Annotated in this window: 26 protein-coding genes; 17 read left to right on the forward strand and 9 right to left on the reverse strand. The window is 61.5% G+C overall.

Going from position 1 to position 24,652, the window contains the following annotated elements; genetic code table 11:
• Positions 1 to 351 precede the first annotated feature (351 nt).
• Both R8871_RS20995 and nodI read right to left on the reverse strand, forming a co-directional pair.
• Positions 352 to 1,179: an ABC transporter permease gene (locus R8871_RS20995; protein WP_175052195.1), complete on the reverse strand. Its 828-nt coding sequence runs from the start codon at positions 1,177 to 1,179 to the stop codon at positions 352 to 354.
• 65 nt (positions 1,180 to 1,244) lie between these two features.
• Complete coding sequence (gene nodI, locus R8871_RS21000; protein ID WP_175052196.1) at positions 1,245 to 2,159, reverse strand: nodulation factor ABC transporter ATP-binding protein NodI; 915 nt, start codon at positions 2,157 to 2,159, stop codon at positions 1,245 to 1,247.
• 275 nt (positions 2,160 to 2,434) lie between these two features.
• Between nodI and R8871_RS21005 the strand changes: the two genes are divergently transcribed.
• A complete protein-coding gene (locus R8871_RS21005; RefSeq protein ID WP_175052197.1) occupies positions 2,435 to 2,902 on the forward strand; it encodes a universal stress protein in 468 nt (155 codons plus the stop codon).
• A 166-nt stretch (positions 2,903 to 3,068) separates the two neighbouring features.
• On the opposite strand, the gene R8871_RS21010 is transcribed toward R8871_RS21005, so the two are convergent.
• The 3 genes from R8871_RS21010 to lexA form a co-directional block, all read right to left on the reverse strand.
• Positions 3,069 to 3,710, reverse strand: coding sequence for a DUF2939 domain-containing protein (locus tag R8871_RS21010; RefSeq protein ID WP_175052198.1), 642 nt, complete (start codon positions 3,708 to 3,710; stop codon positions 3,069 to 3,071).
• A gap of 174 nt (positions 3,711 to 3,884) precedes the next feature.
• Positions 3,885 to 4,235 (reverse strand): hypothetical protein, encoded by a 351-nt coding sequence (locus R8871_RS21015; RefSeq protein WP_175052199.1) that lies wholly within the window; start codon positions 4,233 to 4,235, stop codon positions 3,885 to 3,887.
• Between the two features lie 58 nt (positions 4,236 to 4,293).
• On the reverse strand, positions 4,294 to 4,944 hold the full coding sequence (gene lexA / locus R8871_RS21020) for a transcriptional repressor LexA (RefSeq protein WP_054034573.1): 651 nt from the start codon (positions 4,942 to 4,944) through the stop codon (positions 4,294 to 4,296).
• Positions 4,945 to 5,259: 315 nt separating this feature from the next.
• Here lexA and R8871_RS21025 point away from each other — a divergent pair, with 315 nt between their 5' ends.
• The 6 genes from R8871_RS21025 to R8871_RS21050 all read left to right on the forward strand — a co-directional run bounded on the left by R8871_RS21025 (position 5,260) and on the right by R8871_RS21050 (position 11,774).
• A complete protein-coding gene (locus tag R8871_RS21025; protein WP_175052200.1) occupies positions 5,260 to 6,309 on the forward strand; it encodes a sulfate ABC transporter substrate-binding protein in 1,050 nt (349 codons plus the stop codon).
• Between the two features lie 170 nt (positions 6,310 to 6,479).
• Entirely contained in the window at positions 6,480 to 7,382 is a 903-nt protein-coding gene (cysT, locus tag R8871_RS21030; protein WP_093632607.1) for a sulfate ABC transporter permease subunit CysT, read from the forward strand.
• A complete protein-coding gene (cysW, locus tag R8871_RS21035; protein WP_175052201.1) occupies positions 7,379 to 8,416 on the forward strand; it encodes a sulfate ABC transporter permease subunit CysW in 1,038 nt (345 codons plus the stop codon). The genes cysT and cysW overlap by 4 nt, the downstream gene beginning before the upstream one ends.
• Complete coding sequence (locus R8871_RS21040; RefSeq protein ID WP_175052202.1) at positions 8,416 to 9,474, forward strand: sulfate/molybdate ABC transporter ATP-binding protein; 1,059 nt, start codon at positions 8,416 to 8,418, stop codon at positions 9,472 to 9,474. The genes cysW and R8871_RS21040 overlap by 1 nt, the downstream gene beginning before the upstream one ends.
• A 95-nt stretch (positions 9,475 to 9,569) precedes the next feature.
• Complete coding sequence (locus R8871_RS21045; RefSeq protein ID WP_093632609.1) at positions 9,570 to 10,496, forward strand: CysB family HTH-type transcriptional regulator; 927 nt, start codon at positions 9,570 to 9,572, stop codon at positions 10,494 to 10,496.
• 234 nt (positions 10,497 to 10,730) lie between these two features.
• The gene (locus tag R8871_RS21050) at positions 10,731 to 11,774 is read left to right on the forward strand and encodes an asparaginase (RefSeq protein ID WP_175052203.1); all 1,044 of its coding nucleotides are present in this window, start codon (positions 10,731 to 10,733) and stop codon (positions 11,772 to 11,774) included.
• A gap of 159 nt (positions 11,775 to 11,933) precedes the next feature.
• Here R8871_RS21050 and R8871_RS21055 read toward each other — a convergent pair whose 3' ends face one another.
• The 4 genes from R8871_RS21055 to gcl all read right to left on the reverse strand — a co-directional run bounded on the left by R8871_RS21055 (position 11,934) and on the right by gcl (position 16,657).
• Entirely contained in the window at positions 11,934 to 12,335 is a 402-nt protein-coding gene (locus R8871_RS21055) for a DUF3597 domain-containing protein (protein ID WP_175052204.1), read from the reverse strand.
• Positions 12,336 to 12,902: 567 nt separating this feature from the next.
• Positions 12,903 to 13,811, reverse strand: a complete 909-nt coding sequence (locus R8871_RS21060; RefSeq protein WP_175052205.1) for a 2-hydroxy-3-oxopropionate reductase — start codon at positions 13,809 to 13,811, stop codon at positions 12,903 to 12,905.
• A 144-nt stretch (positions 13,812 to 13,955) separates the two neighbouring features.
• Positions 13,956 to 14,765, reverse strand: a complete 810-nt coding sequence (gene hyi, locus R8871_RS21065; protein WP_175052206.1) for a hydroxypyruvate isomerase — start codon at positions 14,763 to 14,765, stop codon at positions 13,956 to 13,958.
• A 116-nt stretch (positions 14,766 to 14,881) separates the two neighbouring features.
• Entirely contained in the window at positions 14,882 to 16,657 is a 1,776-nt protein-coding gene (gcl, locus tag R8871_RS21070) for a glyoxylate carboligase (protein ID WP_175052207.1), read from the reverse strand.
• A 188-nt stretch (positions 16,658 to 16,845) separates the two neighbouring features.
• Here gcl and R8871_RS21075 point away from each other — a divergent pair, with 188 nt between their 5' ends.
• From R8871_RS21075 to R8871_RS21120, 10 genes are all read left to right on the forward strand, one after another.
• Positions 16,846 to 17,760 carry a LysR family transcriptional regulator gene (locus R8871_RS21075; RefSeq protein WP_175052208.1) on the forward strand — a complete coding sequence of 305 codons (915 nt, stop codon included), beginning with the start codon at positions 16,846 to 16,848 and terminating at the stop codon, positions 17,758 to 17,760.
• Between the two features lie 102 nt (positions 17,761 to 17,862).
• Positions 17,863 to 18,630 carry an RNA polymerase sigma factor gene (locus R8871_RS21080; protein WP_175052209.1) on the forward strand — a complete coding sequence of 256 codons (768 nt, stop codon included), beginning with the start codon at positions 17,863 to 17,865 and terminating at the stop codon, positions 18,628 to 18,630.
• Entirely contained in the window at positions 18,620 to 19,543 is a 924-nt protein-coding gene (locus tag R8871_RS21085; protein ID WP_175052210.1) for an anti-sigma factor family protein, read from the forward strand. The genes R8871_RS21080 and R8871_RS21085 overlap by 11 nt, the downstream gene beginning before the upstream one ends.
• Positions 19,544 to 19,796: 253 nt before the next feature.
• Entirely contained in the window at positions 19,797 to 20,171 is a 375-nt protein-coding gene (gene rpsF, locus R8871_RS21090) for a 30S ribosomal protein S6 (protein ID WP_006048823.1), read from the forward strand.
• A 51-nt stretch (positions 20,172 to 20,222) separates the two neighbouring features.
• Positions 20,223 to 20,522 carry a primosomal replication protein N gene (gene priB, locus R8871_RS21095; protein ID WP_028196682.1) on the forward strand — a complete coding sequence of 100 codons (300 nt, stop codon included), beginning with the start codon at positions 20,223 to 20,225 and terminating at the stop codon, positions 20,520 to 20,522.
• Between the two features lie 2 nt (positions 20,523 to 20,524).
• Positions 20,525 to 20,800: a 30S ribosomal protein S18 gene (rpsR, locus tag R8871_RS21100; protein WP_012432802.1), complete on the forward strand. Its 276-nt coding sequence runs from the start codon at positions 20,525 to 20,527 to the stop codon at positions 20,798 to 20,800.
• Between the two features lie 27 nt (positions 20,801 to 20,827).
• Positions 20,828 to 21,280 carry a 50S ribosomal protein L9 gene (gene rplI / locus R8871_RS21105; RefSeq protein WP_175052211.1) on the forward strand — a complete coding sequence of 151 codons (453 nt, stop codon included), beginning with the start codon at positions 20,828 to 20,830 and terminating at the stop codon, positions 21,278 to 21,280.
• A 146-nt stretch (positions 21,281 to 21,426) separates the two neighbouring features.
• Positions 21,427 to 22,812 (forward strand): replicative DNA helicase, encoded by a 1,386-nt coding sequence (locus R8871_RS21110; RefSeq protein ID WP_063495982.1) that lies wholly within the window; start codon positions 21,427 to 21,429, stop codon positions 22,810 to 22,812.
• 140 nt (positions 22,813 to 22,952) lie between these two features.
• The gene (locus R8871_RS21115; protein ID WP_175052212.1) at positions 22,953 to 23,579 is read left to right on the forward strand and encodes a DUF47 domain-containing protein; all 627 of its coding nucleotides are present in this window, start codon (positions 22,953 to 22,955) and stop codon (positions 23,577 to 23,579) included.
• A complete protein-coding gene (locus tag R8871_RS21120; RefSeq protein WP_175052213.1) occupies positions 23,579 to 24,589 on the forward strand; it encodes an inorganic phosphate transporter in 1,011 nt (336 codons plus the stop codon). The genes R8871_RS21115 and R8871_RS21120 overlap by 1 nt, the downstream gene beginning before the upstream one ends.
• The last annotated feature ends 63 nt before the right edge of the window (positions 24,590 to 24,652 follow it).

Raw genomic sequence — 24,652 nt, forward strand, 5'->3', positions numbered from 1 at the left:
CAGCAGCGGCTGCATTCGGCGGCCGGCAATATGCCGCCCGCCGAATACGAAATCACCATGCAGAAAAAGTGGAAAGCGGAAAAAGTGTCCAGGATTACTTGACCACCACAGGCCGCCCCGCACAGGGGCAACGCTAATAGACCACTAACAAAACAAGGAAAGGCCAAAGCCCTGGGCAAACAGACAACAACCGCCAAGCAGGCCACTAACAAAAACAAGGAAAGGCCAACGCCCTAGGCAAACAGACAACAACCGCCAAGCAGGCCACTACCAAAACAAGGAAAGGCCAAAGCCCCAAGCAAACAGACAAAAAGCGCCGCGCAGGCAAAAACCAGCCGCAGACCCCAACCCTCACTTCATCATCCTGCGCCGAAACAAAACCGCCGAAACAACAAACCCCCCCACCGCATAAACCACCAGCACGGCAACGTGCAAAACAGCCCCATCAACAGGCCGCCCAAGCATAGCCGGCCGAATCAGATCAACAGCATGCGCCAAAGGCAAAAGCTCAGTCACAACCCGCGCTGCAGCAGGCAGCTGTGAAACAGGAAAAAACACCCCAGACAACAACAACATCGGCGTCAACACCAAAGTCTGATAAAACATAAAAAAGTCATACGACGGCGCCAGCGCCGTCACCACCATCGCGACGCTCGCGAACGCGAGCCCCGTCAGCACGATCACCGGCAACGCCAGCAACATCGACGGAAAACTCGCGTAGCCAAGACTCCCCGCCACCAGCATGATCGCCGCGCCCGATAGCATCGACTTGCTGCCCGCCCACATCACCTCGCCAAGCACGATGTCGCCGAGTGTGAGCGGCGTATGCATGATCGCCTCCCACGTGCGCTGTACGTGCATGCGCGAAAAGCCCGAATACATCGACTCGAAACTCGCCGACATCATCACGCTCGATGCCACCGTGCCCGCAGCAAGAAATGCGATATACGACACGCCGTCGACATGCCCGACCATCAGCCCAAGCCCGAAGCCCAGGCCGAACAGGTAGATCATCGGATCGGCAAGATTGCCGAACATCGACGCAATCGCGAGCTTGCGCCAGACCAGATAGTTGCGGCGCCACACCGCAATCCAGTTGACGGCGTTGGCCGGGAAAGCGGCGAAGGTCTCCTGCTTCGGCGGTGTCTCGCCGTGCGGTTCGTAAGTGCGTGCGTCCATTGCGTGTCTCTTGCCGTGTCGTTATAGCTGTAGAGGATTGCGTGCTGAGCCGATGTCGATACGCGTCAGTCCTGCATCTCGCGTCCGGTCAGGCGCAGGAACACATCTTCCAGATTCGCCGGGCGATGCAGGTAGCGCAGATCGGCGCGTTGCTTGAGCCGGGCATGTACGGGCTGGGCGTCGTTCACGTAGCAGAAGAGCGTTTCGCCACTGATCTCGGTGCGCTCGACAAGCGGCGCCAGTTCGTCGCGCAACGCAACCGGATCGGGGCCGAAGATTTCGATCACGTCACAGCCGATCTCGGATGCGATCAAGGCACGCGGCGCGCCCTCGGCGATCTTGCGGCCTTCCTCTATCACGCAGAGGCGGTGGCACAGACGCTCGGCTTCTTCCATGAAGTGCGTGGTCAACAGAATGGTCTTGCCGCGTGCGAGCAGCGAGCGCAGCCGCTCCCAGATCAGGTGCCGCGCTTGCGGATCGAGACCAGTGGTCGGTTCGTCCATGATCAGCACGTCGGGGTCGTTGACGAGCGCGCGCGCCAGCGTAAGGCGCCGCTTCATGCCGCCCGACAGTTCGCTCACACGTGCATCCGCCTTGCTCTCGAGACGCGCGAATTCGAGCAGCGACGGCACCATCTCGCGGCATTGCGCGGTGCTCAGACCGAAGTAGCGGCCGAACACCAGCAGGTTTTCGCGGACCGTGAAATCGGGATCGAGATTGTCGAACTGAGGCACGACGCCGACACGCGCCCGGGCCACGCGCGCGCGGCCGGGAATCGGCTCGCCGCACAGGCGGATCGTGCCGGCATCCGGTGCGGCGATGCCGAGCAGCATGCGCAACGTGGTGGTCTTGCCTGCGCCATTCGGGCCGAGCAGGCCGAAACATTCGCCGGCGTTGACATGAAACGACAGTCCGTCGACCACCGTCTTATCGCCGTAGCTTTTTTTAACCTGGTGGAATTCAATGGCGGCTTCAGACATGGATCGATCGAGGCTCCGGGAAAAGACGCAAATGGCCGGCAAGGCCGCTCATTCTATGGCATCGGCAGTGAGGTGTTGGTCGTCACGGGATGCGCCGGACGGCGTTTCTTGCGCTGCGGCAAAGGCTCAGGAGTGACCCAAACCCGACCCAAACCCGCCACAAATCCAGCACGCACCTATTTAGGGCGCACTTAGCGTTTTCCATCCCTTGCAACCTGAATTGCGGCGCACCATGATTCATTCAGACCGCGCTCCTCGCGGATGGGAGAAAAATCATGGCGAGCTACCAGAAAATCCTGCTGTGCTACGACGGCTCGCGCGAAGGCCGCAAAGCGTTACGTTGCGGCGCCGACCTGGCGTTAGACCTGAAGGCGGAAACGCACTTACTATCAGTGGTCGATATGCGCTCGAGCATTGCGCAAAGCGCGGGCCTGCTGACCGATGTGGCCTGCGGCAGCTTCGAGAAAACAGCCCGCGACATCCTGCAGGAAGGGGTGGACTGGCTCACCGAACGCGGCGTGACCGCGCAAGGGCATTTTGCGTTTGGCCACCCGATCGACGAGATCGCCAATCTCGCTAACGAATTGCATGTCGACCTCGTGGTGGTCGGCCACCGTTGCCGCACCGGCCTGTCACGATGGTGGATGGGCGCGGGCAATACTCCGCTGCTCGACCGGATTTCATGCAGCATTCTGGTGGCGTGCTCTTCCGCGCAGGAACAGCAGCAAGCGGCGGCGGCCTGACGTAGGGCCTGACGCGGAGCAGGGCGAAGGGTGTGGCCTGCGCTGAATGAGTTGACGCGAAATGAGTTGAATAAGCCACGTGGCCGAACGGTCGCCATTTGCGGCGATCGTTTCGGCCAAACCCCGATTCGCTCATACGCTCAAGTCGATAGCCAACGCCGGGTGATCACTCGTTCAGATTGACCGCCGCGAGCTTCCATGTGAACAAACCTTCGCGCCGCAAGATCGCCGAGTAACGCGCGTCACCAGCACCATGCTGATAGCTGACGACGAACTCGTTAAGGCCGCGGTAGCCTGCCGTGGTTTGCGGCGGTTGCGGCGGCGTGGCGCTGTTCCCGTTGTTGCCCGCAACAGGGGGCGCCGGTTCAGGTGCCGCCGCCGTGGCGGCCGGCGGATTGCCGGCGCCAGCCGGAACAGGGGGGCGCTCGCCCGGGTTGCCGCGCGGCGGCATGCCGTTCAGCAATGCCGCGACGCCGTCGGGTGTTGCATAAGCGTCGACCAGCGGACCGATCAAGGCCACGCCGATCATCGCGCCAAGCGCCGCGAGTGGATTGCCGTTGCCTTGCACGTCGAGCCGACGCGTCAACAGGCCGGTGACCTGCTGCTTCAGGCTCTCGCGCAGCGCGGGAAAGTCGACGTATTCATTGACGGTTTGCGCATCACGCGCATCCGCCGCGCGTTTGAGCGTATTCAGCGCCATGTAAGGCGACGCGTAACAGAACCCCAACGCGGCAATCACCACAATCACTATCAAGGTGACGATCAGTGGCCGGGCGGCGCTGCGTTTCGTGCGTGTTGAAACTGCCATCGAGTGGGACTCTCCATCAGGTGTGATCTAACGTGGACCGCGGCCACGCAAAAACGATCCCAGGCGATGCGATATCCGAGAAGGCGCAAGCGGGTGAACAACGGGTGAACAGCCTTACGCCGGGTGTCGCGCATCGTGCAGCCGCAATGGAATGCGGTGCACGCGCAGTGCGGCTTATGACTCGAACACCGCGCCGTGCACGTTGGCTTCATCTGCGATGCAGCGATCGATCATGCGGCACACCGCGTCTACCGTGCCGACCATGATCAGCCGCGACGGTCCGTGATACACGCGCACCGGTGCACGGCGCGCGGGTTCAGCCGTATTCAGCCCCGAATTCAACGACACGCGAGCAAAAGCCGGCAACGAGGACGGCAAGCCCGATACGCCGGCGGGCGCGTCGAACAGCGATAGCGATGGAGAACTGGCCGGGGACGCCTCGATCAGCGAACACGGCACCAGCTTGCGCAGATGACGCAAACGACCGAACTGGCGAAAAGGCAGCAGGCGGGCAAGGCGTTCCATGAGTCTCTCCAGGCGATTCAACGTTGGGGCAGCTTTGGGTTTGGCGTACGAGCGGGTCTTAGAACTCGCCCGGGCGGATCAGCCCGACGGCGATACCCTCGAGCGCAAACTCCGCGCTGCCGGTTTCAACGAAGATGTTGTCGTAATCGGGGTTCTCGGCAATCAGTTCGATGCCGTTCGGCCGGCGCTTCAGGCGCTTGACCGTCACGTCGTCGCCAAGACGCGCGATGATGATCTGGCCGTCTTTGGCTTCGCTTTTCTTCTGCACCGCGAGCAGGTCGCCGTCGAAGATGCCCGCGTCGCGCATGGACAGCCCGCGCACCTTCAGCAGGTAGTCCGGTTTGCTCGAGAACAGTGCCGGGTCGCACGCGTAGTGCTGCGAGATATGTTCCTGCGCGAGGATCGGGCTACCTGCTGCAACGCGGCCGATCAGCGGCAACGACAGTTGCATGATGCTGGCGTGGGGCAGCGTGAACTGGTAGGGCGAGTCTTCCGATCCGCCCAGCAGGCGAATGCCACGCGATGCGCCGGCCGCCAGTTCGATCACGCCTTTACGGGCGAGGGCGCGCAGATGTTCTTCTGCCGAGTTGGCCGAGCTGAAACCCAGCTCGGCGGCGATCTCCGCGCGGGTAGGCGGAAAGCCGGTGCGTTCGATGGCCCGGCGGATCAGATCGAAAACCTGCTGCTGTCGTGCGGTGAGTTTGGTCATGGCGCCACTGTATGTATGAACAGGTGCCTGTATTTTTATACAGTATTCCGCGCAATTCAAGCTTTACTTTAAGTTCGCGGCTTGGGGTGGCGTTCCAGCGCCGTAAATGGACGCTCCAGCACCCGTTTTCGTGCCGCAACGCCTTATCCGGCCGTCATTACCACTTTTGCGTATTAAAGAATGAAGAAACATTATTTTTAATGATGAAAGCTCTTCGATAGACTGCCCTTCGAGTTGGCGCTCATGTGCACGTGACCGCGACGCAAAACAACACCACACGCTGTTTCAGCGGACTACGACGCGGAGAAAGTTGGCATGAACCATCAGGGCACGGGGCTGGCAGGCAAGACCAGAAAACTTATCGCGGCGCTCGCATTCGGCGCAGTCGGTACGATCGCCGCGGTCGGCGTCACGGTGCAGGCACATGCAGCCGACACGACGCTGCTGAACGTGTCGTACGACCCGACACGCGAGCTGTACCAGGACGTCAACCAGGCATTCGGCAAGGAATGGAAGGCGAAAACGGGCGAGACGCTCACCTTCAAGCAGTCGCACGGCGGCTCGGGTGCGCAAGCACGTTCGGTGCTGGACGGTCTGCAGGCGGACGTCGTGACCCTGGCGCTGGCCTATGACATCGACGCGCTGGCCAACAAGGGTTTGCTCGATAAGGGCTGGCAAAAGCGTTTGCCGGACAACGCCTCGCCGTACACGTCGACGATCGTGTTTCTGGTGCGCAAGGGCAACCCGAAGCACATCAAGGATTGGGACGATCTGATCAAGCCGGGTGTGTCGATCGTCACGCCGAATCCGAAGACCTCGGGTGGCGCGCGCTGGAACTACCTGGCCGCATGGGCCTATGCCGAACATCAGCCGGGCGGCAACGACCAGAAGGCGAAGGAATTCGTCGGCAAGCTCTATAAGAATGCCGGCGTGCTGGATTCGGGCGCGCGTGGCGCGACCACCAGCTTCGTGCAACGCGGTATCGGCGACGTGCTGATTGCGTGGGAAAACGAGGCGTTTCTCTCGCTGAAGGAATTCGGTCCGGAGAAGTTTGAAATCGTCGTGCCGTCGGTGAGCATTCTGGCCGAGCCGCCGGTTGCGGTGGTGGACAAGGTGGTCGACAAGCACGGCACACGCAAGGTGGCGGAAGCGTATCTGAACTTCCTGTATAGCGAGGAAGGTCAGGAAATCGCCGCGAAGAACTTCTACCGTCCGCGTTCGAACAAGGTGCCGGCCGAGCTGACGTCGAAGTTCCCGAAGCTGAAGTTGTACACGGTGGACGATTCGTTCGGCGGCTGGGCGAACGCGCAGAAGACGCACTTTGCCGACGGCGGCGTGTTCGATTCGATCTACTCGCCGCAGTAATGGGTAGTACGGGTAATGCGGGCAGTCAGCCGGACGAGATGCGCAGTTAGACGCCGCAGTTGAACGCGTAGTCACACCTAGCCAGGAAGCGCGCCCGCGAGGCGCGCTTTTTGGCCAGCCAGGCGGCCGAAAAAAGAGCCGCCGGCCTCAACCCTGAAAGAGTACCAAGCATGACGACGTTGACCTTCCGAAAACCGAGCGCCTTGCCCGGTTTTGGCCTGACACTCGGCATCACCGTGGCTTATCTGAGCCTCGTGGTGCTGATTCCGCTTGCGGCGACCTTTCTCAAGACGGCGACGCTCGACTGGCCTCAGTTCGTGCGCGCGGTCAGCTCGCCGCGCGTGCTCGCGTCGTATCGGCTGACTTTTTTCTCGGCCCTCGGCGGCGCGTTGATCAACGCGGTGTTCGGTTTTCTGGTCGCGTGGGTGCTGGTGCGTTATACGTTCCCGTTCAAGCGTATCGTCGACGCGGTGGTCGATCTGCCGTTCGCGTTGCCGACCTCCGTCGCCGGTATTTCGCTCGCGGCGGTGTATGCGGGCAACGGCTGGATCGGACAGTTTCTCGAACCGCTCGGCATCAAGATCGCTTTCACGCCGGCCGGCGTGCTGATCGCGCTGACCTTTATCGGTTTGCCGTTCGTCGTTCGGACCGTGCAGCCGGTGCTCGAAGAGTTCGAACGCGAACAGGAAGAGGCGGCTGCGTGCCTCGGCGCGTCGCGTTGGCTGACGTTTCGGCGCGTGGTGCTGCCTGCGGTGTTCCCGGCTTTGCTCACGGGTTTCGCGCTGGCGTTCGCGCGGGCGCTCGGCGAATACGGCTCGGTGATTTTCATCGCGGGTAACGTGCCGATGAAATCGGAAATCACGTCGCTGCTGATCATTACCAAGCTCGAACAATACGATTACGCCGGCGCCACCGCGATTGCGGTCGTGATGCTGGTGGTGTCGTTCCTGATGCTGTTGTTGATCAATACGCTGCAGTGGTATCTGCAGCGCCGCACGGGGCGCGGCGGCGCGGGACCGGCGCCTGCCGCCGCGAGTGTGGCGGCGATCGGTGTCGGCGGAGGTGTGCAATGAGCCGCAACTCCCTGAATGGCGCGGATGCTACGACTGTCGCCGTGGCGCCGCGTGCGCCGCTCAATGTCGCGCGCCGGCCCGATCCGGTTACCGAACCACCCGTTGTGCGCTGGATTCTGACCGGCATCGCGTTGCTGTTTCTCGCGCTGTTCCTCGTCGTGCCGCTCGTCGCCGTGTTCTATCAGGCCTTGAGCAAGGGCATCGGCTTCTATCTGGAATCGCTGGCCGATCCGGATGCGTTGTCGGCCATCAAGCTCACCGTGATCACAGCCGCGATCGCCGTGCCGCTGAATCTCGTGTTCGGCCTCGCGGCGTCATGGTGTATCGCCAAGTTCGAGTTCCGCGGCAAGGCCTTGCTGACCACGTTGATCGATCTGCCGTTCTCGGTCTCGCCGGTGATCTCCGGTTTGATCTACGTGCTGATGTTCGGCGCGCAGGGCTGGTTCGGCCCGTGGCTGCAGGACCACAACGTGCAGATCATCTTCGCCGTGCCGGGCATTGTGCTGGCGACGATCTTCGTCACGTTCCCGTTCGTCGCGCGTGAACTGATTCCGCTGATGCAGGCGCAAGGCAACGACGAAGAAGAAGCCGCACACGTGCTCGGCGCCTCGGGCTGGCAGATCTTCCGGCGCGTCACGCTGCCGAACGTGAAATGGGGCCTGTTGTACGGTGTGATTCTGTGTAACGCGCGGGCGATGGGCGAGTTCGGCGCGGTGTCCGTTGTGTCCGGCCACATTCGCGGCCAGACCGACACCATGCCGCTGCACGTCGAAATTCTCTATAACGAATACAACTTCTCGGCGGCGTTTGCCGTTGCGTCGGTGCTGGCCTTGCTCGCACTCGTGACGCTCGGCCTGAAGCTGCTCGCCGAGCGCCATATGTCGGCGGAACTGTCGGCCGCGCGCGATGTGCCGGCGTATGCAGGGCCGGTCACGCCGCCGTCCGCTTCACAGTCTGCGGCACAGTCCGTCAATGCAACGCATGCATCGCATCAACAATCACAGCAGCACGCGCTCAAGCAAGGAGAGCTGTAATGGGTATCACCGTTCGTAACCTGCAAAAGCGCTTCGGCGATTTCGTCGCGCTCGACAACGTTTCGCTCGACTTTCCGCCGGGTGAACTGGTTGCGCTGCTCGGGCCTTCGGGTTGTGGCAAGACCACCTTGCTGCGTGTGATTGCCGGCCTCGAATACGCGGATGCGGGCCAGGTCGTGCTGCAAGGCCAGGACGTGGCGACGGTCGGTGCGCGCGAGCGTGAAGTCGGCTTCGTGTTCCAGCATTACGCGCTGTTCCGTCACATGACGGTGTTCGAGAACGTGGCGTTCGGCTTGCGTGTGAAACCCCGCAAGGAACGGCCTTCGGAAGCGGTGATTCGCGAGAAGGTGCATGAACTGCTGAAGCTCGTGCAACTCGACTGGCTCGCGCAGCGCTACCCGTCGGAACTGTCGGGTGGTCAGCGCCAGCGGATTGCGTTGGCGCGTGCGCTCGCTGTCGAACCGAAGGTCCTGCTGCTCGACGAACCGTTCGGCGCGCTGGACGCGAAGGTGCGCAAGGAGTTGCGCAGCTGGCTGCGTCGTTTGCACGACGATCTGCATATCTCGACGATTTTCGTCACGCACGATCAGGAAGAAGCGCTCGAAGTGGCCGACCGGATTGTCGTGTTGAATCGCGGGCATGTGGAACAGGTGGGCAGTCCGCAGGACGTGTACGACCATCCGCAAACCTCGTTCGTCTACGAGTTTCTCGGCGCGGCGAACCGTCTGCACGGCAATGTGGATGCAAGCGGCTTTGTGGTGGACGGCGCTGCGTTGCCGGTCGCGATTACGGCCGGTTTCAGCGGGCCGGCGTTCGCGTATGTACGTCCGCACGATCTGCAGTTGTACAGCCAGGCGTCCGGCCATCGCGAAGGCATTGTGGTCGACGTGCGGCGTGTGGTGACGCTTGGCGGCTCGGTGCGTGTGGAACTGGCGGGCCGCGAAGGCAACGTGCTCGAGGCGGAACTCGATCGCGAATCGTGGCGCGATCTGCAACTGTCGATCGGCGACGGCGTGACGGCAGTGCCGCGCGCGTTGCGCGTATTTCCGGCGCAATAGGCCGTGCCACGAGCATCAACACAAGCAGCGCAACAACACTCGGCGTTTCAATCAAACTCTAATAACTCAACTCTGGCTCAACCGGAGACATACAGATGAACTTTCAGCAATTGCGCTTTGTGCGCGAGGCCGTACGTCAGAACATGAATCTGACTGAGGTGGCGAACGTGTTGTACACGTCGCAGTCGGGTGTGTCGAAGCAGATCAAGGATCTGGAAGACGAACTCGGCGTCGATATTTTCATCCGGCGCGGCAAGCGTCTGACGGGCCTCACCGAGCCGGGCAAGGCGGTACATCAACTGATCGAGCGCATGTTGCTCGATGCGGAGAATCTGCGCCGCGTCGCGCGTCAATATGCGGATCAGGATAGCGGCCACCTCGTCGTGGCGACGACTCACACGCAGGCGCGTTACGCGCTGCCGAAGGTGATCCGTCAATTCACCGAGGTGTTCCCGAAGGTGCATCTGGCGCTGCGTCAGGGCAGCCCGCAACAGATTGCGCAGATGATCATCAACGGCGAAGCGGACATCGGCATTTCGACGGAAGCACTCGACCGCTTCCCCGATATCGTCACGTTCCCGTGCTATTCATGGCATCACGTCGTGGTTGTGCCGAAGGGCCATCCGCTGGTTGGCCGTGAGAATTTGACGCTCGACGAGATCGCCGAATTCCCGATCGTCACCTACGACCAGGACTTCACGGGCCGCTCGCACATCGACCAGGCATTCGCGAAAGCGGGCGCGTTGCCCGACGTCGTGTTGACCGCCATCGACGCCGACGTGATCAAGACGTACGTCGAACTCGGCATGGGCATCGGCGTGGTTGCCGCGATGGCCTACGATCCGAAGCGCGATACGGAACTGGTCGCGCTGGATACCCAGCATCTGTTCGAGGCGAGCACGACGCGGGTCGGCTTGCGCAAGGGCGCGTTCCTGCGTGCATACGCGTACCGGCTGATCGAAATGTTCGCGCCGCAGTTGAATGAAGCGGAAATCGCCGCACAGTTGCGCGAAGCGGTGTGAGGGATACGCAGGGATGCGCCGGATCGCCACGGTTCGGCGCAGGACGCGCAAGGCGCCGCATGAATTCATTGCGGCGCCAAAAGTGCGATCTTCAAGCGGGCTACGGCCGTCCTTGATATAAACGCTGCGCAAACGCGTGGCGCGCGGAGCGCCGGCCTCATCCAGCTCCGAAACGAACGGGTATCCGTTTTTTCACGCATGGCGGCGCGCGGCGCATCGCTTACAATCGCCGCCATGAATACTTCGACTTTTTCCTCCGCCACGCCTTCAGACGAAGACGCCACGCCGCAGCTGCCGCGCATCGCCGTGCTGGCGACCGGCGGCACGATCGCCGGCGCGGCCGCGGACGCCACCAACACATCGGGCTACCAGGCCGGCGTGGTCGGCGTCGAGCAATTGCTGGCCGTGGTGCCGGCCTTGTCCACGGTGGCGCGCATCGCGCCCGAGCAGATTGCCAGCGTCGACAGTAAAGACATGGAAATGTCATTGTGGACCACGCTCGCGCAACGCATCAACACACTGCTCGCCGACGATGACATCGACGGCGTGGTGGTCACACATGGCACCGATACGCTCGAAGAAACCGCCTATCTGCTGCATCTCACGATCAAGTCGGACAAGCCGGTCGTGCTGACCGCCGCCATGCGCCCGGCGTCGGCGCTGTCCGCCGATGGTCCGCTGAATCTGCTGAACGCTGTGACGGTGGCGGCGCACGCGGATTCGCGCGGGCAGGGCGTGCTGGTGGCGTTCAACAACAAGATTCACAGCGCACGCGACGTGGTCAAGACGAGCACATATGCGGTCGATGCCTTCCAGTCTCCGGATATCGGCGCGCTCGGCTGGGTGCAGGACGGCCGCGTCGAATTTCAGCGCAGCGTGGTGCGTCCGCATACGCTCGCGACCGAATTCGTGATCGGCGCGAAGTGGCCGCATGTAGAGATCGTCGTGAGCTATGCGGGCGTTTCGCGCATTGCCGTGGATGCGTTGGTTGCTGCCGGTGTGCGCGGTATCGTCGTGGCGGGTACGGGTAACGGCTCGATTCACGCTTCCATGCAGCAGGCGCTGGCCGATGCCGCTTCGCAGGGCGTCGTGGTGGTGCGTGCGTCGCGCGTGGGTTCAGGGCATGTGATGCGCAACGGCGCGGCCGCTGACGACGCACTCGGTTTCGTCAGCGCAGGTTCGCTGAATCCGTACAAGGCGCGCGTGCTTTTGATGCTCGCACTGGCAGCGGGAGCCACAGGCCCGGTTATGTTGCAGAAGACGTTCGATACGTACTGATTGATTGAGCGCGGGCGGCCTGGTTCAAAGTCAGAACCGTGTCCCGCACATGAAGCTTGAATGACAACGCGGCGCCAGGATCATTGATCCGGGCGCCGCGTTGTCGTTACAGCTTAATGTTTATCGCTTTCGCCGGAACCAGGCGACGCAGGCAAGCTGTTAGGACGCCAGATCCGGAGGCAGCTTCCCGCCGTTCGCCGCCAGCGCTTGCATCACCTGTTTGTGCAGCCAGATGTTCATGCTTGCCGAATCGTTCGTGTCGCCGCTGTACTTCAGTTCCTGTGCGAGTTGCTTGCGATGCTCGAGGCTGCTGTCGACGCCGAGCGCTTTCAACGTGTCGACGATCGAGGTGCGCCAGTTCAGCGTTTGCCCGCTCTCACTCACGAACTGGTCCATGACGGCCGCGACGTCGACGTCAGTCAGCGGCGGCGGTGCCGGCGCAGCGTCTGGTGCGGCAGCTTGTGCCGCTGCCGGATCCGGTGTCGGCTCAACCGCAGGCGCAGGCTGGTCGGGCTTCGCTTTGCCGAAGAGCTTGTTTACGATGTCACCAAAAATACTCATGCTGAATCCTTTGCAGAGGGGTTAACGGCGCAAGCACAGTCCGCTCACGGGTTGAATTCTGGTTGCGGATCGTGTGAATCGTGTGGATCGGGCGAATCAGACAGAGCACATGTGCCGCGATGATCGGCAAGCTGCACGTGAGCTCTGATACGCGAGCAACCAGACTCAACGAGTGTAGGAGAAAAGCGGGGAGGGATGTGTCAAAAAAGGTCGTGCTGCGGACGCGGAGTTGCAAGCAAATGCAAGCGGACTTGCGAGCACCCGTGCGAGGAGACCTGCAAAGAGAGGTACTGGCAGGCGGCATGCATGATGCAGCCGCTGCGAGAGATTGGCGGAAAACGCATGAATCTGAAATCCGACAGCCGGACACCCGACGACGACGTCTGACCGACCAAGGCTTCCCCGGCGCCGCCGGGTGCCGCTGCGGACCCCACTTGCCGCTCTCAGCCCAGAGCGGCACGATTTGCCCGTTCCGCCATGCATGCCGCACGACGAACCGGGCGCCCCACCTGCGTTGCCGCGACGATCACGTTGAAACCGCAACCGTCACGGCAACCTTGTTGTTGCTTAAGCTGCCTTGGCTTCGCTACCCGGCGCTTGCGCGACTTCGTAGTTCGCCATGATTTCGAGCGCGCGCACCATGGCTGAGTGATCCCATGCCTTGCCGCCATTCGCCGCGCATACGCTGAACAGTTGCTGTGCGCTCGCCGTATGCGGCAGGGCGATACCGAGCTTGCGTGCACCGTCGAGTGCGAGGTTCAGATCCTTCTGGTGCAGTTCGATGCGGAAGCCCGGATCGAACGTACGCTTGGTCATACGCTCGCCATGCACTTCGAGAATGCGCGACGAAGCGAAACCGCCCATCAATGCCTTGCGCACACGTTCCGGATCGGCGCCCGAGCGCGACGCGAACAGCAGCGCTTCTGCTACCGCTTCGATGTTCAATGCGACGATGATCTGGTTCGCGACCTTGCAGGTTTGACCCGCGCCGTTGTCGCCGATCAGCGAAATGTTCTTGCCCATCAGTTCGAACAGCGGCTTGGCCAGCGCAAACGCTTTTTCAGGACCGCCGACCATGATCGTCAGCGACGCTTCACGCGCGCCGACTTCGCCGCCCGAGACCGGCGCATCGAGGTAGTCCGCGCCCAGCGCGTTGATCTTCTTCGCGAAAGCTTGCGTGTCGAGCGGCGAGATCGAGCTCATGTCGATCACCAGCTTGCCCTGCGTGAGGCCGGCGGCGACGCCGTCGTCGGCGAACAGCACGTTGGCGACGTCAGGCGTGTCCGGCACCATGATGATGACGATGTCGGCCGCTTGTGCGACAGCGGTCGAATCGGCGACTACGGTGGTCGTCTTGCTCAGATCTTCCGGCACCGGATAAGCGCCATTCACGAACAGCGAATGGCCGCCCTTGATGAGGTTGCGCGCCATGTGCGCGCCCATGATGCCGAGGCCGATGAAACCGATCTTTGCCATGTGTCTAAATCTCCAGTGTTGTTGCGGGGCGCCCTGAGGGACTTCCCTCGGGGCGTGGTCTGTCTGATGTAATCGATGAGGTGATCGACAAGTCGCGCAGTGCGTTGCGCGGTGTATCGCGCGGTATATCGCGCTGTATATCGATTACGCAGCGGCGTGGGCCGCGCCGCGGGTTTGCCCGGCCACGCTCTGCACCCAGCCGAGGCCGGCGGCGGTGGTCGTGCGCGGCTTGTATTCGCAGCCGACGTAACCGTCATAGCCGAGCGAGTCGAGCAGGTCGAACAGGAACGGGTAGTTGATTTCGCCGGTGCCCGGTTCGTTACGGCCCGGGTTATCGGCGAGCTGAATGTGTGCGATCTGCGGCAGATTCTTCTTGATCGTTGCCGCGAGTTCGCCTTCCATCCGCTGCATGTGATAGATGTCGTATTGCAGGAACAGATTGTCCGAACCCACCGCGCGAATCACGTCGAGGCCTTCGCCCGAACGGTTCAGCGCGAAGCCGGGGATGTCGTACGAATTGCACGGCTCGACCAGCAGCTTGATGCCCGCTTTCTTCAGTTCGCCCGCGGCGAAGCGCAGGTTGTCGACGATCGTCGAACGTGCTTTGTCCGCATCGACGCCGGCCGTCGGAATGCCGACGAGGCAGTTCAGTTGCGGCACCTTCAGGGCCTTCGCGTATTCGATCGCGCGGCCGACGCCTTCCTGAAACTCGCCCACACGATCCGGCAGGCATGCGATGCCGCGTTCACCCGCTTCCCAGTTGCCCGCGGGCAGGTTGTGCAACACGAGTTTCAAACGGTTCTGCTGCAGACGTTCGCTCAATTCAGCGATCTGATACGGATACGGAAACAGGAATTCGACGGCGTTGAAGCCCGCGTCCGCTGCTGCCGAAAAACGGTCGAGGAACGGGACTTCGTTGAACAGCATGGTGAGATTCGCTGCAAATTTCGGCATGGTGCTTTTTGTCTCGCTGGTCGGTCAGTGGAATAACTTCATGAGGCGATCCAGTTGCGTTGAATGACTACGCCTACGCCGCTGAATCGCGCTCATCTGCTGCAAAGTCGGCAAGCTCAGTCGAGCATGCTGATTGCCGTCGGCGCGTCTTCGCGCTTCTCGGCCAGATCTTCGAACTCGTTGATCGCGTCGATTTCGGTGCCCATCGAAATGTTGGTCACACGTTCGAGGATCACTTCGACGATCACCGGCACGTTGAACTCGGAGAGCATCGATTGCGCTTTCAGCAGGGCCGGCTTGAGTTCTTCCGGTTTGAACACGCGGATCGCCTTGCAACCCAGGCCTTCGGCAACCGCAACGTGGTCCACGCCATAGCCATTCGTTTCCGGCGAGTTGATGTTCTCGAAGCCGAGCTGCACGCAGAAGTCCATATCGAATGCGCGCTGTGCCTGACGGATCAAGCCGAGGTACGAGTTGTTCACCACCACGTGCACATACGGCAGCTTGAATTGCGCGCCGGCTGCCAGCTCTTCGATCATGAACTGGAAGTCGTAGTCGCCCGAGAGCGCGACGATCGGACGTTGCGGGTCTGCTGCACGCACGCCGAGCGCTGCCGGAATCGTCCAGCCGAGCGGGCCTGCCTGGCCGCAGTTGATCCAGTTGCGCGCCTTGTAGACGTGCAGGAACTGCGCGCCGGCGATCTGCGACAAACCGATCGTGCTCACGTAGCACGTATCGCGGCCGAACACCTGGTTCATTTCTTCGTACACGCGCTGCGGCTTCATCGGCACGTTGTCGAAGTGCGTCTTGCGATGCATCGTCTGCTTGCGTTGCTGGCAATCGGCGACCCATGCGCTGCGGTCCTTCAGCTTGCCGGCGGCCTTCCATTCCTTCGCCACTTCAACGAACAGTTCGAGCGCGAACTTAGCGTCCGACACGATGCCGAGGTCCGGGCCGAACACGCGGCCGATCTGCGTCGGCTCGATGTCCACGTGCACGAACTTACGGCCCTTGGTGTAAACCTCGACGCTGCCCGTGTGACGGTTCGCCCAGCGGTTGCCGATGCCGAGCACGAAGTCGGAGGCGAGCATCGTCGCGTTGCCGTAGCGGTGCGACGTTTGCAAGCCGACCATGCCGGCCATCAGCGGATGGTCGTCAGGAATCGCGCCCCACGACATCAACGTCGGGATCACCGGCACGCCCACGGTTTCGGCGAATTCGACCAGCAGGTCTTCAGCGGCTGCATTCAGCACGCCGCCACCCGAGACGATCAACGGCTTTTCAGCGTCATTCAAAAACGTCAACGCGGCTTCGATCTGTTTGCGGGTCGCTTTCGGCTTGTAGACCGGCAGCGGTTCGTACGTGTCGATGTCGAATTCGATTTCGGCGAGTTGCACGTCGATCGGCAGGTCGACCAGCACCGGACCCGGACGGCCCGAGCGCATCAGATGGAAGGCCTGCTGGAACACGCGCGGCACGAGAGCCGGCTCACGCACGGTGACGGCCCACTTGGTGACGGGCTTCGCGATCGATTCGATATCGACGGCCTGGAAGTCTTCCTTGTACAGACGCGCACGCGGCGCCTGGCCTGTGATAGCCAGAATAGGAATCGAGTCGGCCTGAGCGGAGTACAAACCGGTGATCATGTCGGTGCCGGCGGGGCCCGAGGTGCCGATACACACGCCGATGTTGCCCGGCTGGGCGCGCGTATAGCCTTCGGCCATGTGCGACGCACCTTCGACGTGACGCGCCAGCACGTGGCTGATGCTGCCTGCCTTGCGCATGGCCGAGTAGAACGGGTTGATCGCTGCGCCCGGAACGCCGAATGCGGTGCTGATGCCTTCTTTTTCGAGCACCAGCACGGCTGCGTCGACGGCTCTCATCTTGGCCATGAATGTCTCCTGAATGTCTTGGATGGGCGAATAAGTTGGCTGACGAATTCGCTGACGGATATGCAAACCAAAGGTGTTGATCGAACTGTAGGCTTCACCTAAAGGTTTGATAAGATCAGTCCGGGTCGCTTATTTCGAAACAAAAAGTATGGAATGGCCTTGGTGGTAGGGGACGGGAGAGACAAAAAATGGACCGCTTCAAACAAATCGAAACTTTCGTACGCGTCGCGGATGCTGGCAGTCTCGCGGCGGCCGCGCTGGAAGAGGGCGTGTCGCCGGTGATTCTCGGGCGCCGCATCGACGCGCTCGAAAAGCGCCTGGGCGTAAAGCTGATGTACCGCTCGACGCGGCGTCTTGTGGTGAGCGAAGAAGGCGCGGCGTTTCTCGAGCGCTGCCGCGGCCTGCTCACCGAGTGGGACCAGGCCGAAAACGAACTGAGCGCCGGACGGCGCGCGGTGAACGGCCATCTGATCGTGTCGGCGCCGGCCGCGTTCGGGCGCAAGCACGTCGCACCGCTTGCGCCGGCTTTTCTCGCCGACAAGCCCGAATTACAGGTGTCGTTCAATCTGACCGACCGGGTCGTGGACCTGGTGCGCGAGGGGTACGACCTGTCGATCCGGATCGGCGGCGCGGTCGACCCGAATTTCGTCGCGGTGAAGCTGGCGTCGAACCGGCGCGTGGTGTGCGGTACGCCGGAATATTTCCGCAAATACGGCAAGCCGAAAACGCTCGAAGATCTGCCGCAGCACAATTGCCTCGCGTTCAACCTGCAAGGCGGACAGAACCGCGGCTGGTACTTCCGCCGCAACGGCAAACTGGCGACAGTGCGGGTAGGCGGCACGCTCGACTGCAACGACGGTGAGCTGCTGCATCGCTGGGTATCCGAAGGGCTTGGCCTCGGCTGGCGCTCCACGTGGGAAATCCAGCAGCAACTGGCGCGCGGCGAGCTGGAAACCGTGCTGGATGAATACGCGCTGCCCGACTACGACATCCTGGCGGTCTATCCGCAGCAGCGTTACGTGCCGGCTAAGGTGCGCTACTTCATCGACTACCTGAAAGAGGTGTATGCCAGCGAGGATTACTGGAATCGTCCGACGTATTGAGTGCGGGGGTGAAGGTAATTTTTCGCGGATTTCACACGAAGCCGGGAATAAACTCGGTATGCGGCCGGTCATGCTGGATGACGAGTCAATAGCTTAGCCGCAATGCCCCGGAGGGCCGAGGTGGGTCAACCCGAATCAAATGCCGCCCGCGCGCACGACGCCGATGCAGCGAGGAACCGCCGTTTTCAGGAACTGGCGCTCCCGCATCTCGACGCCGCGTACAACCTTGCGCGCTGGCTGTGCGGTAACGCCAACGATGCCGACGACGTCGTGCAGGAAGCATTCATGCGCGCGTTTCGTTTCTTCGACACGTTCCGTGGGGACTCCGCGCGGCCGTGGCTGCTGGCGATCGTGCGCCGCACCTGGTACACGGAATGGCGGCGGCGGGCGTCGTCGCACGAGGTGGTCGAGTTCGACGACACCATGGACGAGGCGACTTTCGACGGCTGGAGCACGGGCGGCGCGGATCCGCAGACGCTCCTGATCCGCGACGAAGACACGAAGCTCGTGCACGAGGCGCTGGCGCAGTTGCCGGTCGAGTATCGGGAGGTGCTGATCCTGCGGGAACTCGAAGAAATGGGTTACCGGGAGATCGCGATGGTCGCCGATGTGCCGATCGGCACGGTGATGTCGCGGCTTGCACGGGGCAGGCGCAAGCTGGCCACGCTGTTGATGGCGAAGCAGGCGTCCGGGCATCCCGGGGCCGGGCTTCCGGGAGGTGGAAGTCCGCCGCGAGCCACGGCGCCGGGTGCCTCCGCAGCGCCCACGGCTTCAGTTACACCACTCCGGGCGGCCTCCAACGGCCGTCCATCCAACAACCCCGGCGCGAGTGCTGCCGGCTTAGCCCAGGAGACGCCAGATGGACTGTAACGAAGCGCGGCCGCTCCTCGATGCGAACGCCGACCACGAATTGCCCGCGCCGGATGCACAGCGCGTCCAGCAGCACATCGAGAGTTGCGACGCCTGCCGGCGCGAAAGCGAAAATTTGCATACGTTGAGCGCTTCGCTGCGCGCACAGCCTTATTACCGCGCGCCCGATGCTTTGCGGGCGCGGATTCTTGCCGCCCTTCCGGCGGGTGACGCGGCTGCTGACGAGCCCGTCGAAGCTCCGCGGGCCACCGCACAGCCGAGGCCGAAGCGAAGCTGGCTGGGCAACTGGCTGAATGGCTGGCTGCGTCCGCAAGGCGCGATGGGGCGGCCGGGCGGAGGCGTAGGCTCAGGGGCAATGATCGGGCAGGGCTGGCTCGTCGCGCTGGTGGTCGCGCTCGGTGCGGTGGCGGTGGGCGTGACAATGAGCCAGCATCGTCCGGCGCAAGGCGGCGGGTTCTCCGATGAACTGGTCGAAAGCCATGTGCGGGCGCAAATGTCCGGCCACGACATCGATGTCATTTCGACTGACCGGCACACGGTCAAGCCATGGTTCAACGGCCGGATCGACTATTCGCCGCCGGTCGAGGACCTCGCGGCGAGCGGTTTTCCGCTGGAAGGCGGCCGGCTGGATTACATCGCGCATCAACGGGTGGCGGTGCTGGTGTACCGCTATGAGAAGCACATCATCGACGTCTACGTGTTTCCGGAAACGCGCTCCGCTGATGCTGGACGGGAAGCCGCCGCCGGGCTTTCGATGGCGCAGACCCGCGAGGGTTACTCGCTTGCGCACTGGAACGCGCAGGGGATGACCTGGTGGGCCGTCACCGACGCTGCGCCGGACGCGCTCAGCGGGCTCGAAAAGGCGCTGAAAGCCCGTCTGGCGGGCGGCAGCGAGCAGACCGAGGGGGGCTGAACGGGTGTCGCGTGCGCGATCCGGGAGGATTTTCCCGGGCGCGCATGCGCGGGCGGCCCGGCCTTGTGTCCCCGTATGTTCGCGTTTATCCACGTTTATCCGCTTCGTCCTAAACCCTTGAAAACACACCCGATTCACGTGTCACATTAACGGGATATCTTGCAACCCGGCCCTAATCGGGTTACACTCTTTGGCTTCTCACTTGCCACACCGGTTCAGACGCCCGGGTGGCTTTAATCCACAAGGAGTGTGTATGCGTCATTATGAAATCGTCTTTATCGTGCATCCCGATCAGAGCGAGCAAGTGCCCGCCATGATCGAGCGTTACAAGAGCACGATCACCTCGCACGGTGGCCAGATCCACCGTATCGAAGACTGGGGCCGTCGCCAACTGGCCTACATGATCGAGAAACTCGCGAAGGCTCACTACGTCTGCATGAACATCGAATGCGACCAAACCACGCTCGACGAGCTGGAACACGCATTCAAGTTCAATGACGCGGTTCTGCGTCACCTGATCGTCAAGATGAAGAAGGCCGAAACCGGCCCGTCGCCGATGATGAAGGAAGTGCAGCGCGAAGAAGCCAAGAAGTCGGCTGCTACGCAACCGTCCGAAGCGCAGGCTTAAGACACACTATTTAAGCTACCAGACGAAAGCGTCGCTCTCGCCAAAGGCTACATGAATCGGCTGCAACTTACGGCCAGCGTCGTTGAACGCGAACCGGTGCGGTATACCCCCGCCGGCGTTCCGATTGCAGGTTGCACGTTGCACCACCGCACGGAAGTCGTCGAAGCCGGTATTGCCCGGCAAGTCGAATTGACCATGCAGGCGGTAGCAGCAGGTGAAGCGAGCGGTAAGCTGGAAGGCTGTCAGATGGGCGTAGAAACGCTCTTCACAGGCTTTCTGGCGAAAAAGCACCGCAACGCAAGAACTCTGGTATTTCACATCACAGAATTGCAGGACATTGGAAAGGACTGAACATGCCCCGCCCGACTGGTAAGAAATTCGACAAGCGTCGTCAGCAACAAAATCCGCTCTTCAAGCGCAAGAAGTTCTGCCGTTTCACGGCCGCTAACGTCGATCACATCGACTACAAGGACCTCGAAACGCTGAAGGACTTCATCGGCGAAAACGGCAAGATCACGCCGGCGCGTCTCACGGGTACGAAGTCGCACTATCAACGCCAGCTGGATACGGCAATCAAGCGCGCACGTTTCCTCGCGCTGGTGCCGTACACCGACCAGCACAAGGCCTAACCCGACGACGCGATAAGGAGTATCCGAATGCAAATTATTCTTCTGGAAAAAGTCGTCAATCTGGGCAACCTGGGCGATATCGTGAAGGTCAAGGACGGTTACGCACGTAACTTCCTGATCCCGAACAAGCAAGCTCGCCGTGCAACGAAGGAAGCTTTGGCTGAATTCGAAGTTCGCCGTGCAGAACTGGAAAAGATCGCCGCTGAAAAGCTGGCTATCGCTCAAGCTCAAGGCGAAAAGCTGGCAGGCTCGACGGTTCAGATCAATCAGAAGGCTGGCGTCGACGGCCGTCTGTTTGGTTCGGTGACGAACGCGGACATCGCTGACGCACTGGTGAAGCTTGGCTTCGCAGTGGAAAAGGCGCAAGTGCGCCTGCCGGAAGGCCCGCTGAAGCTGGTTGGCGAACACGCTGTTCAGATCTCGCTGCACACCGACGTTGTTGTCGATGTGAACGTGGCTGTGATCGGCGAACACGTCTAAGCATCAGTTAGCATCTGCCAGGTAGTTGCTGGCGAAAGGCAGGGGCCGGGTGACCGGCCCCTGCCTTTTTTATTGCCCGTTTTCGATGCATCGAAGTATCGGTTTTTGATTTCCCTCCGCGCGCATTTACCCGATAATTCCTCTCCATGAACGCACCGTCCAAAGATCCCCAAATCGAGTCGCTGAAAGTCCCGCCGCATTCGATCGAAGCCGAGCAGTCGGTGCTGGGCGGCCTGCTGCTCGACAACGCGGCATGGGACCGCATCGCCGACTTCCTGTCGCAGAGCGATTTTTACCGATACGACCACCGCATCATTTTCGAGCACATCGGCAAGCTGATCGCGGCGACGCGTCCGGCCGACGTGATTACCGTGTACGAGGCGCTCGGCACCTCGGGCAAGGCGGAAGAGGTCGGTGGTTTGGCTTACCTGAACGCGCTGGCGCAGAACACGCCGAGCGCGGCTAATATCCGCCGTTACGCGGAAATCGTGCGCGACCGCGCGGTGCTCCGCCGTCTCGTATCTGTGGCCGACGAAATTTCCGCCGACGCTTTCAACCCGCAGGGTAAGGAAGTCCGTCAGTTACTGGACGAGGCCGAATCGAAGGTGTTTTCGATCGCTGAAGACGGTGCGCGCGGCACGCAAGGCTTCCTGGAAATCGGGCCACTTCTGACCGAGGTGGTTGAGCGGATCGACACGCTGTATCACACCGCCAATCCGAGCGATGTGACGGGCACGCCGACGGGCTTCGTCGATCTGGATCGCATGACTTCGGGCATGCACGGCGGTGAGTTGATCATCGTGGCTGGGCGCCCTTCGATGGGTAAGACGGCGTTTTCGATGAACGTCGGCGAATATGTGGCGGTCGAGTATGGCCTGCCGGTCGCCGTGTTCTCCATGGAAATGCCGGGCTCGCAGCTCACCATGCGTATGCTGGGCTCAGTCGGCCGGCTCGACCAGCACCGCATGCGGACGGGGCGCCTGACTGATGAGGATTGGCCGAAGCTCACGCACGCGGTGCAGAAAATGAGCGAGGCGCAGATTTTCATCGACGAAACCGGCGGCCTGAATCCGATGGAACTGCGCTCCCGCGCGCGTCGGCTGTCGCGCCAGTGCGGCAAGCTCGGCCTGATCATCATCGACTATTTGCAGCTGATGAGCGGTTCGTCGTCGGGTGAAAACCGTGCGACCGAAATCTCGGAAATCTCGCGTTCGCTGAAGAGTCTCGCCAAAGAACTCGACGTACCCGTGATCGCGTTGTCGCAGCTCAACCGGGGTCTCGAACAGCGCCCGAACAAGCGGCCGATCATGTCCGACTTGCGCGAATCCGGCGCTATCGAGCAGGATGCGGACGTCATTCTGTTCATTTACCGCGACGAGGTCTACAACCCGGACAGCCCGGACAAGGGCACGGCGGAGATTATCATCGGTAAGCAGCGGAATGGTCCGATCGGCCCTGTTCGGCTCACGTTCCATGGTCAATTCACGAAGTTCGACAATTTTGCCGGCGCGCAGAATTTCTACAGCGAGTAAAGAGGTAACTGCAGCGGTAACAGAGGAGATAACCGCTGCGAGTGTTGTAACGGTGCTTTCAAAAGTGCGGCATCGATCCCGGAACGGTACAATGTGGCGGTTTTATGTCAGCCATAATGTGACCAATTTTCGGGATCCCAATGTTCGGTCGTTTCATGCCCACCGAGGGCAAGTTCTTTGAAATTTTCAATGCGCACGCAACGTGCATCGTCTCGGCAAGCCGCGAACTCGAGCTGCTGATCGACAACCTTCAGGACGCCGAGACCCACAAGCAAAACGTGCAGAAGGCCGAAAAGGCCGCTGACAAGCTCACGCACGAAGCCATCGACCTGCTGCACAAGACCTTCATCACGCCGCTCGACCGCGACGAGATCCACAAGCTGATTACTACGATGGACGACATCCTCGATCTGATGGAGGACGTCGCCACCGCTATCTCGCTGTACGACGTGCAGGCGGTGACCTCCGAAGCGAGCCAGTTGGCGCATATCTGCACAGCCACCTCCGAGCGGGTGCAGTTCGCCGTCGGCCTGCTATCGGACATGAAGCAAGCGAGCCAGATACTGAAGGCGTGCGAGGACATCGACCGCCTCGAATCGGAAGCCGACCGCGTGCTGCGCTCGGCGATGTCGAAGCTTTTCCGCGAAGAAGACAACGTCAAGACGCTGATCAAGCTGAAGGCCATTTACGAACTGCTCGAAACGATCACCGACAAGTGTGAGGACGTGGCGAACATTATCGAAGGCATCGTGCTGGAAAACGCATAATGCAATCGATACAACTCGCTATCTGGGTCGTTGCCGGCCTGGTTGCCGTCGCGCTGATTTTCGACTTCATGAACGGCTTCCACGACGCGGCGAATTCGATCGCCACGGTCGTGTCGACCGGCGTCTTGAAGCCGCAGCAGGCCGTGGCTTTCGCGGCGGCATTCAACGTTGTCGCCTATTTCGTGTTCCACCTGAAGGTGGCGCAGACGGTCGGTAAGGGCACGATCGATCCGAATATCGTCGACCACTACGTCATTTTCGGTGCGCTGGTCGGGGCAATCGGCTGGAACATCATCACGTGGCATTACGGTATTCCGTCGAGCTCGTCGCATGCGCTGATCGGCGGACTGGTGGGCGCGGCGCTCGCCAAGTCGGGCTGGGGTTCGCTCAATTTCGACGGGTTGATGAAGACGGTTGCGTTCATTTTCATCTCGCCGTTGCTCGGTTTCGTACTTGGCTCGTTCTTCATGCTGGCGGTGTCGTGGATATATTTCCGTACGCCACCGAGCAAGGTCGACCGGCGTTTCCGGCGTCTGCAACTGGTGTCCGCAGGCTTGTACAGCCTTGGCCACGGCGGTAACGACGCGCAGAAAACCATCGGCATCATCTGGATGCTGCTGATCGCGACCGGCTACGCCTCGTCGATCGCGGATGCACCGCCGCTGTGGGTGATCGGTGGCTGCTATCTGTCGATGGGTATCGGCACCTTGTTCGGCGGTTGGCGGATTGTCCGCACGATGGGCCAGAAGATTACCAAGCTGAAGCCGGTGGGTGGTTTTTGCGCTGAAGCGGGCGGGGCGATCACGTTGTTTACGGCGTCGTGGCTCGGTATTCCGGTGTCCACCACGCATACGATTACCGGCGCAATCGTCGGTGTCGGCGCGACGCAGAAGTTGAGCGCGGTGCGTTGGGGCGTGGCCGGCAACATCGTATGGGCGTGGATTCTGACGATTCCGGCCTCCGCGGCGCTGTCCGCGGCTGCCTGGTGGCTTGGCCACCGCTTCCTGTAAATCTTGCGCAGACGGCTTTTGCCGTCCGCTTGTTTTCAGGCTTCAATGCTTTGCCTTGGACCT

This window comes from Paraburkholderia sediminicola, from assembly GCF_902859805.1.
Taxonomy (GTDB): domain Bacteria; phylum Pseudomonadota; class Gammaproteobacteria; order Burkholderiales; family Burkholderiaceae; genus Paraburkholderia; species Paraburkholderia sediminicola.

Excerpts from the sequence above, each read along its gene's own strand:
- R8871_RS21010 (WP_175052198.1), bottom strand. The coding sequence starts at position 3,710 with ATGGCAGTTTCAACACGCACGAAACGCAGCGCCGCCCGGCCACTGATC.
- R8871_RS21045 (WP_093632609.1), top strand. The coding sequence starts at position 9,570 with ATGAACTTTCAGCAATTGCGCTTTGTGCGCGAGGCCGTACGTCAGAAC.
- R8871_RS21040 (WP_175052202.1), top strand. The coding sequence starts at position 8,416 with ATGGGTATCACCGTTCGTAACCTGCAAAAGCGCTTCGGCGATTTCGTC.
- R8871_RS21050 (WP_175052203.1), top strand. The coding sequence starts at position 10,731 with ATGAATACTTCGACTTTTTCCTCCGCCACGCCTTCAGACGAAGACGCC.
- hyi (WP_175052206.1), bottom strand. The coding sequence starts at position 14,765 with ATGCCGAAATTTGCAGCGAATCTCACCATGCTGTTCAACGAAGTCCCG.
- R8871_RS21025 (WP_175052200.1), top strand. The coding sequence starts at position 5,260 with ATGAACCATCAGGGCACGGGGCTGGCAGGCAAGACCAGAAAACTTATC.
- rpsF (WP_006048823.1), top strand. The coding sequence starts at position 19,797 with ATGCGTCATTATGAAATCGTCTTTATCGTGCATCCCGATCAGAGCGAG.
- rplI (WP_175052211.1), top strand. The coding sequence starts at position 20,828 with ATGCAAATTATTCTTCTGGAAAAAGTCGTCAATCTGGGCAACCTGGGC.
- R8871_RS21080 (WP_175052209.1), top strand. The coding sequence starts at position 17,863 with ATGCCCCGGAGGGCCGAGGTGGGTCAACCCGAATCAAATGCCGCCCGC.
- cysW (WP_175052201.1), top strand. The coding sequence starts at position 7,379 with ATGAGCCGCAACTCCCTGAATGGCGCGGATGCTACGACTGTCGCCGTG.
- rpsR (WP_012432802.1), top strand. The coding sequence starts at position 20,525 with ATGCCCCGCCCGACTGGTAAGAAATTCGACAAGCGTCGTCAGCAACAA.
- R8871_RS20995 (WP_175052195.1), bottom strand. The coding sequence starts at position 1,179 with ATGGACGCACGCACTTACGAACCGCACGGCGAGACACCGCCGAAGCAG.
- R8871_RS21015 (WP_175052199.1), bottom strand. The coding sequence starts at position 4,235 with ATGGAACGCCTTGCCCGCCTGCTGCCTTTTCGCCAGTTCGGTCGTTTG.
- R8871_RS21005 (WP_175052197.1), top strand. The coding sequence starts at position 2,435 with ATGGCGAGCTACCAGAAAATCCTGCTGTGCTACGACGGCTCGCGCGAA.
- gcl (WP_175052207.1), bottom strand. The coding sequence starts at position 16,657 with ATGGCCAAGATGAGAGCCGTCGACGCAGCCGTGCTGGTGCTCGAAAAA.
- R8871_RS21085 (WP_175052210.1), top strand. The coding sequence starts at position 18,620 with ATGGACTGTAACGAAGCGCGGCCGCTCCTCGATGCGAACGCCGACCAC.
- R8871_RS21055 (WP_175052204.1), bottom strand. The coding sequence starts at position 12,335 with ATGAGTATTTTTGGTGACATCGTAAACAAGCTCTTCGGCAAAGCGAAG.
- priB (WP_028196682.1), top strand. The coding sequence starts at position 20,223 with ATGAATCGGCTGCAACTTACGGCCAGCGTCGTTGAACGCGAACCGGTG.
- cysT (WP_093632607.1), top strand. The coding sequence starts at position 6,480 with ATGACGACGTTGACCTTCCGAAAACCGAGCGCCTTGCCCGGTTTTGGC.
- lexA (WP_054034573.1), bottom strand. The coding sequence starts at position 4,944 with ATGACCAAACTCACCGCACGACAGCAGCAGGTTTTCGATCTGATCCGC.
- R8871_RS21110 (WP_063495982.1), top strand. The coding sequence starts at position 21,427 with ATGAACGCACCGTCCAAAGATCCCCAAATCGAGTCGCTGAAAGTCCCG.
- nodI (WP_175052196.1), bottom strand. The coding sequence starts at position 2,159 with ATGTCTGAAGCCGCCATTGAATTCCACCAGGTTAAAAAAAGCTACGGC.
- R8871_RS21060 (WP_175052205.1), bottom strand. The coding sequence starts at position 13,811 with ATGGCAAAGATCGGTTTCATCGGCCTCGGCATCATGGGCGCGCACATG.
- R8871_RS21120 (WP_175052213.1), top strand. The coding sequence starts at position 23,579 with ATGCAATCGATACAACTCGCTATCTGGGTCGTTGCCGGCCTGGTTGCC.
- R8871_RS21075 (WP_175052208.1), top strand. The coding sequence starts at position 16,846 with ATGGACCGCTTCAAACAAATCGAAACTTTCGTACGCGTCGCGGATGCT.
- R8871_RS21115 (WP_175052212.1), top strand. The coding sequence starts at position 22,953 with ATGTTCGGTCGTTTCATGCCCACCGAGGGCAAGTTCTTTGAAATTTTC.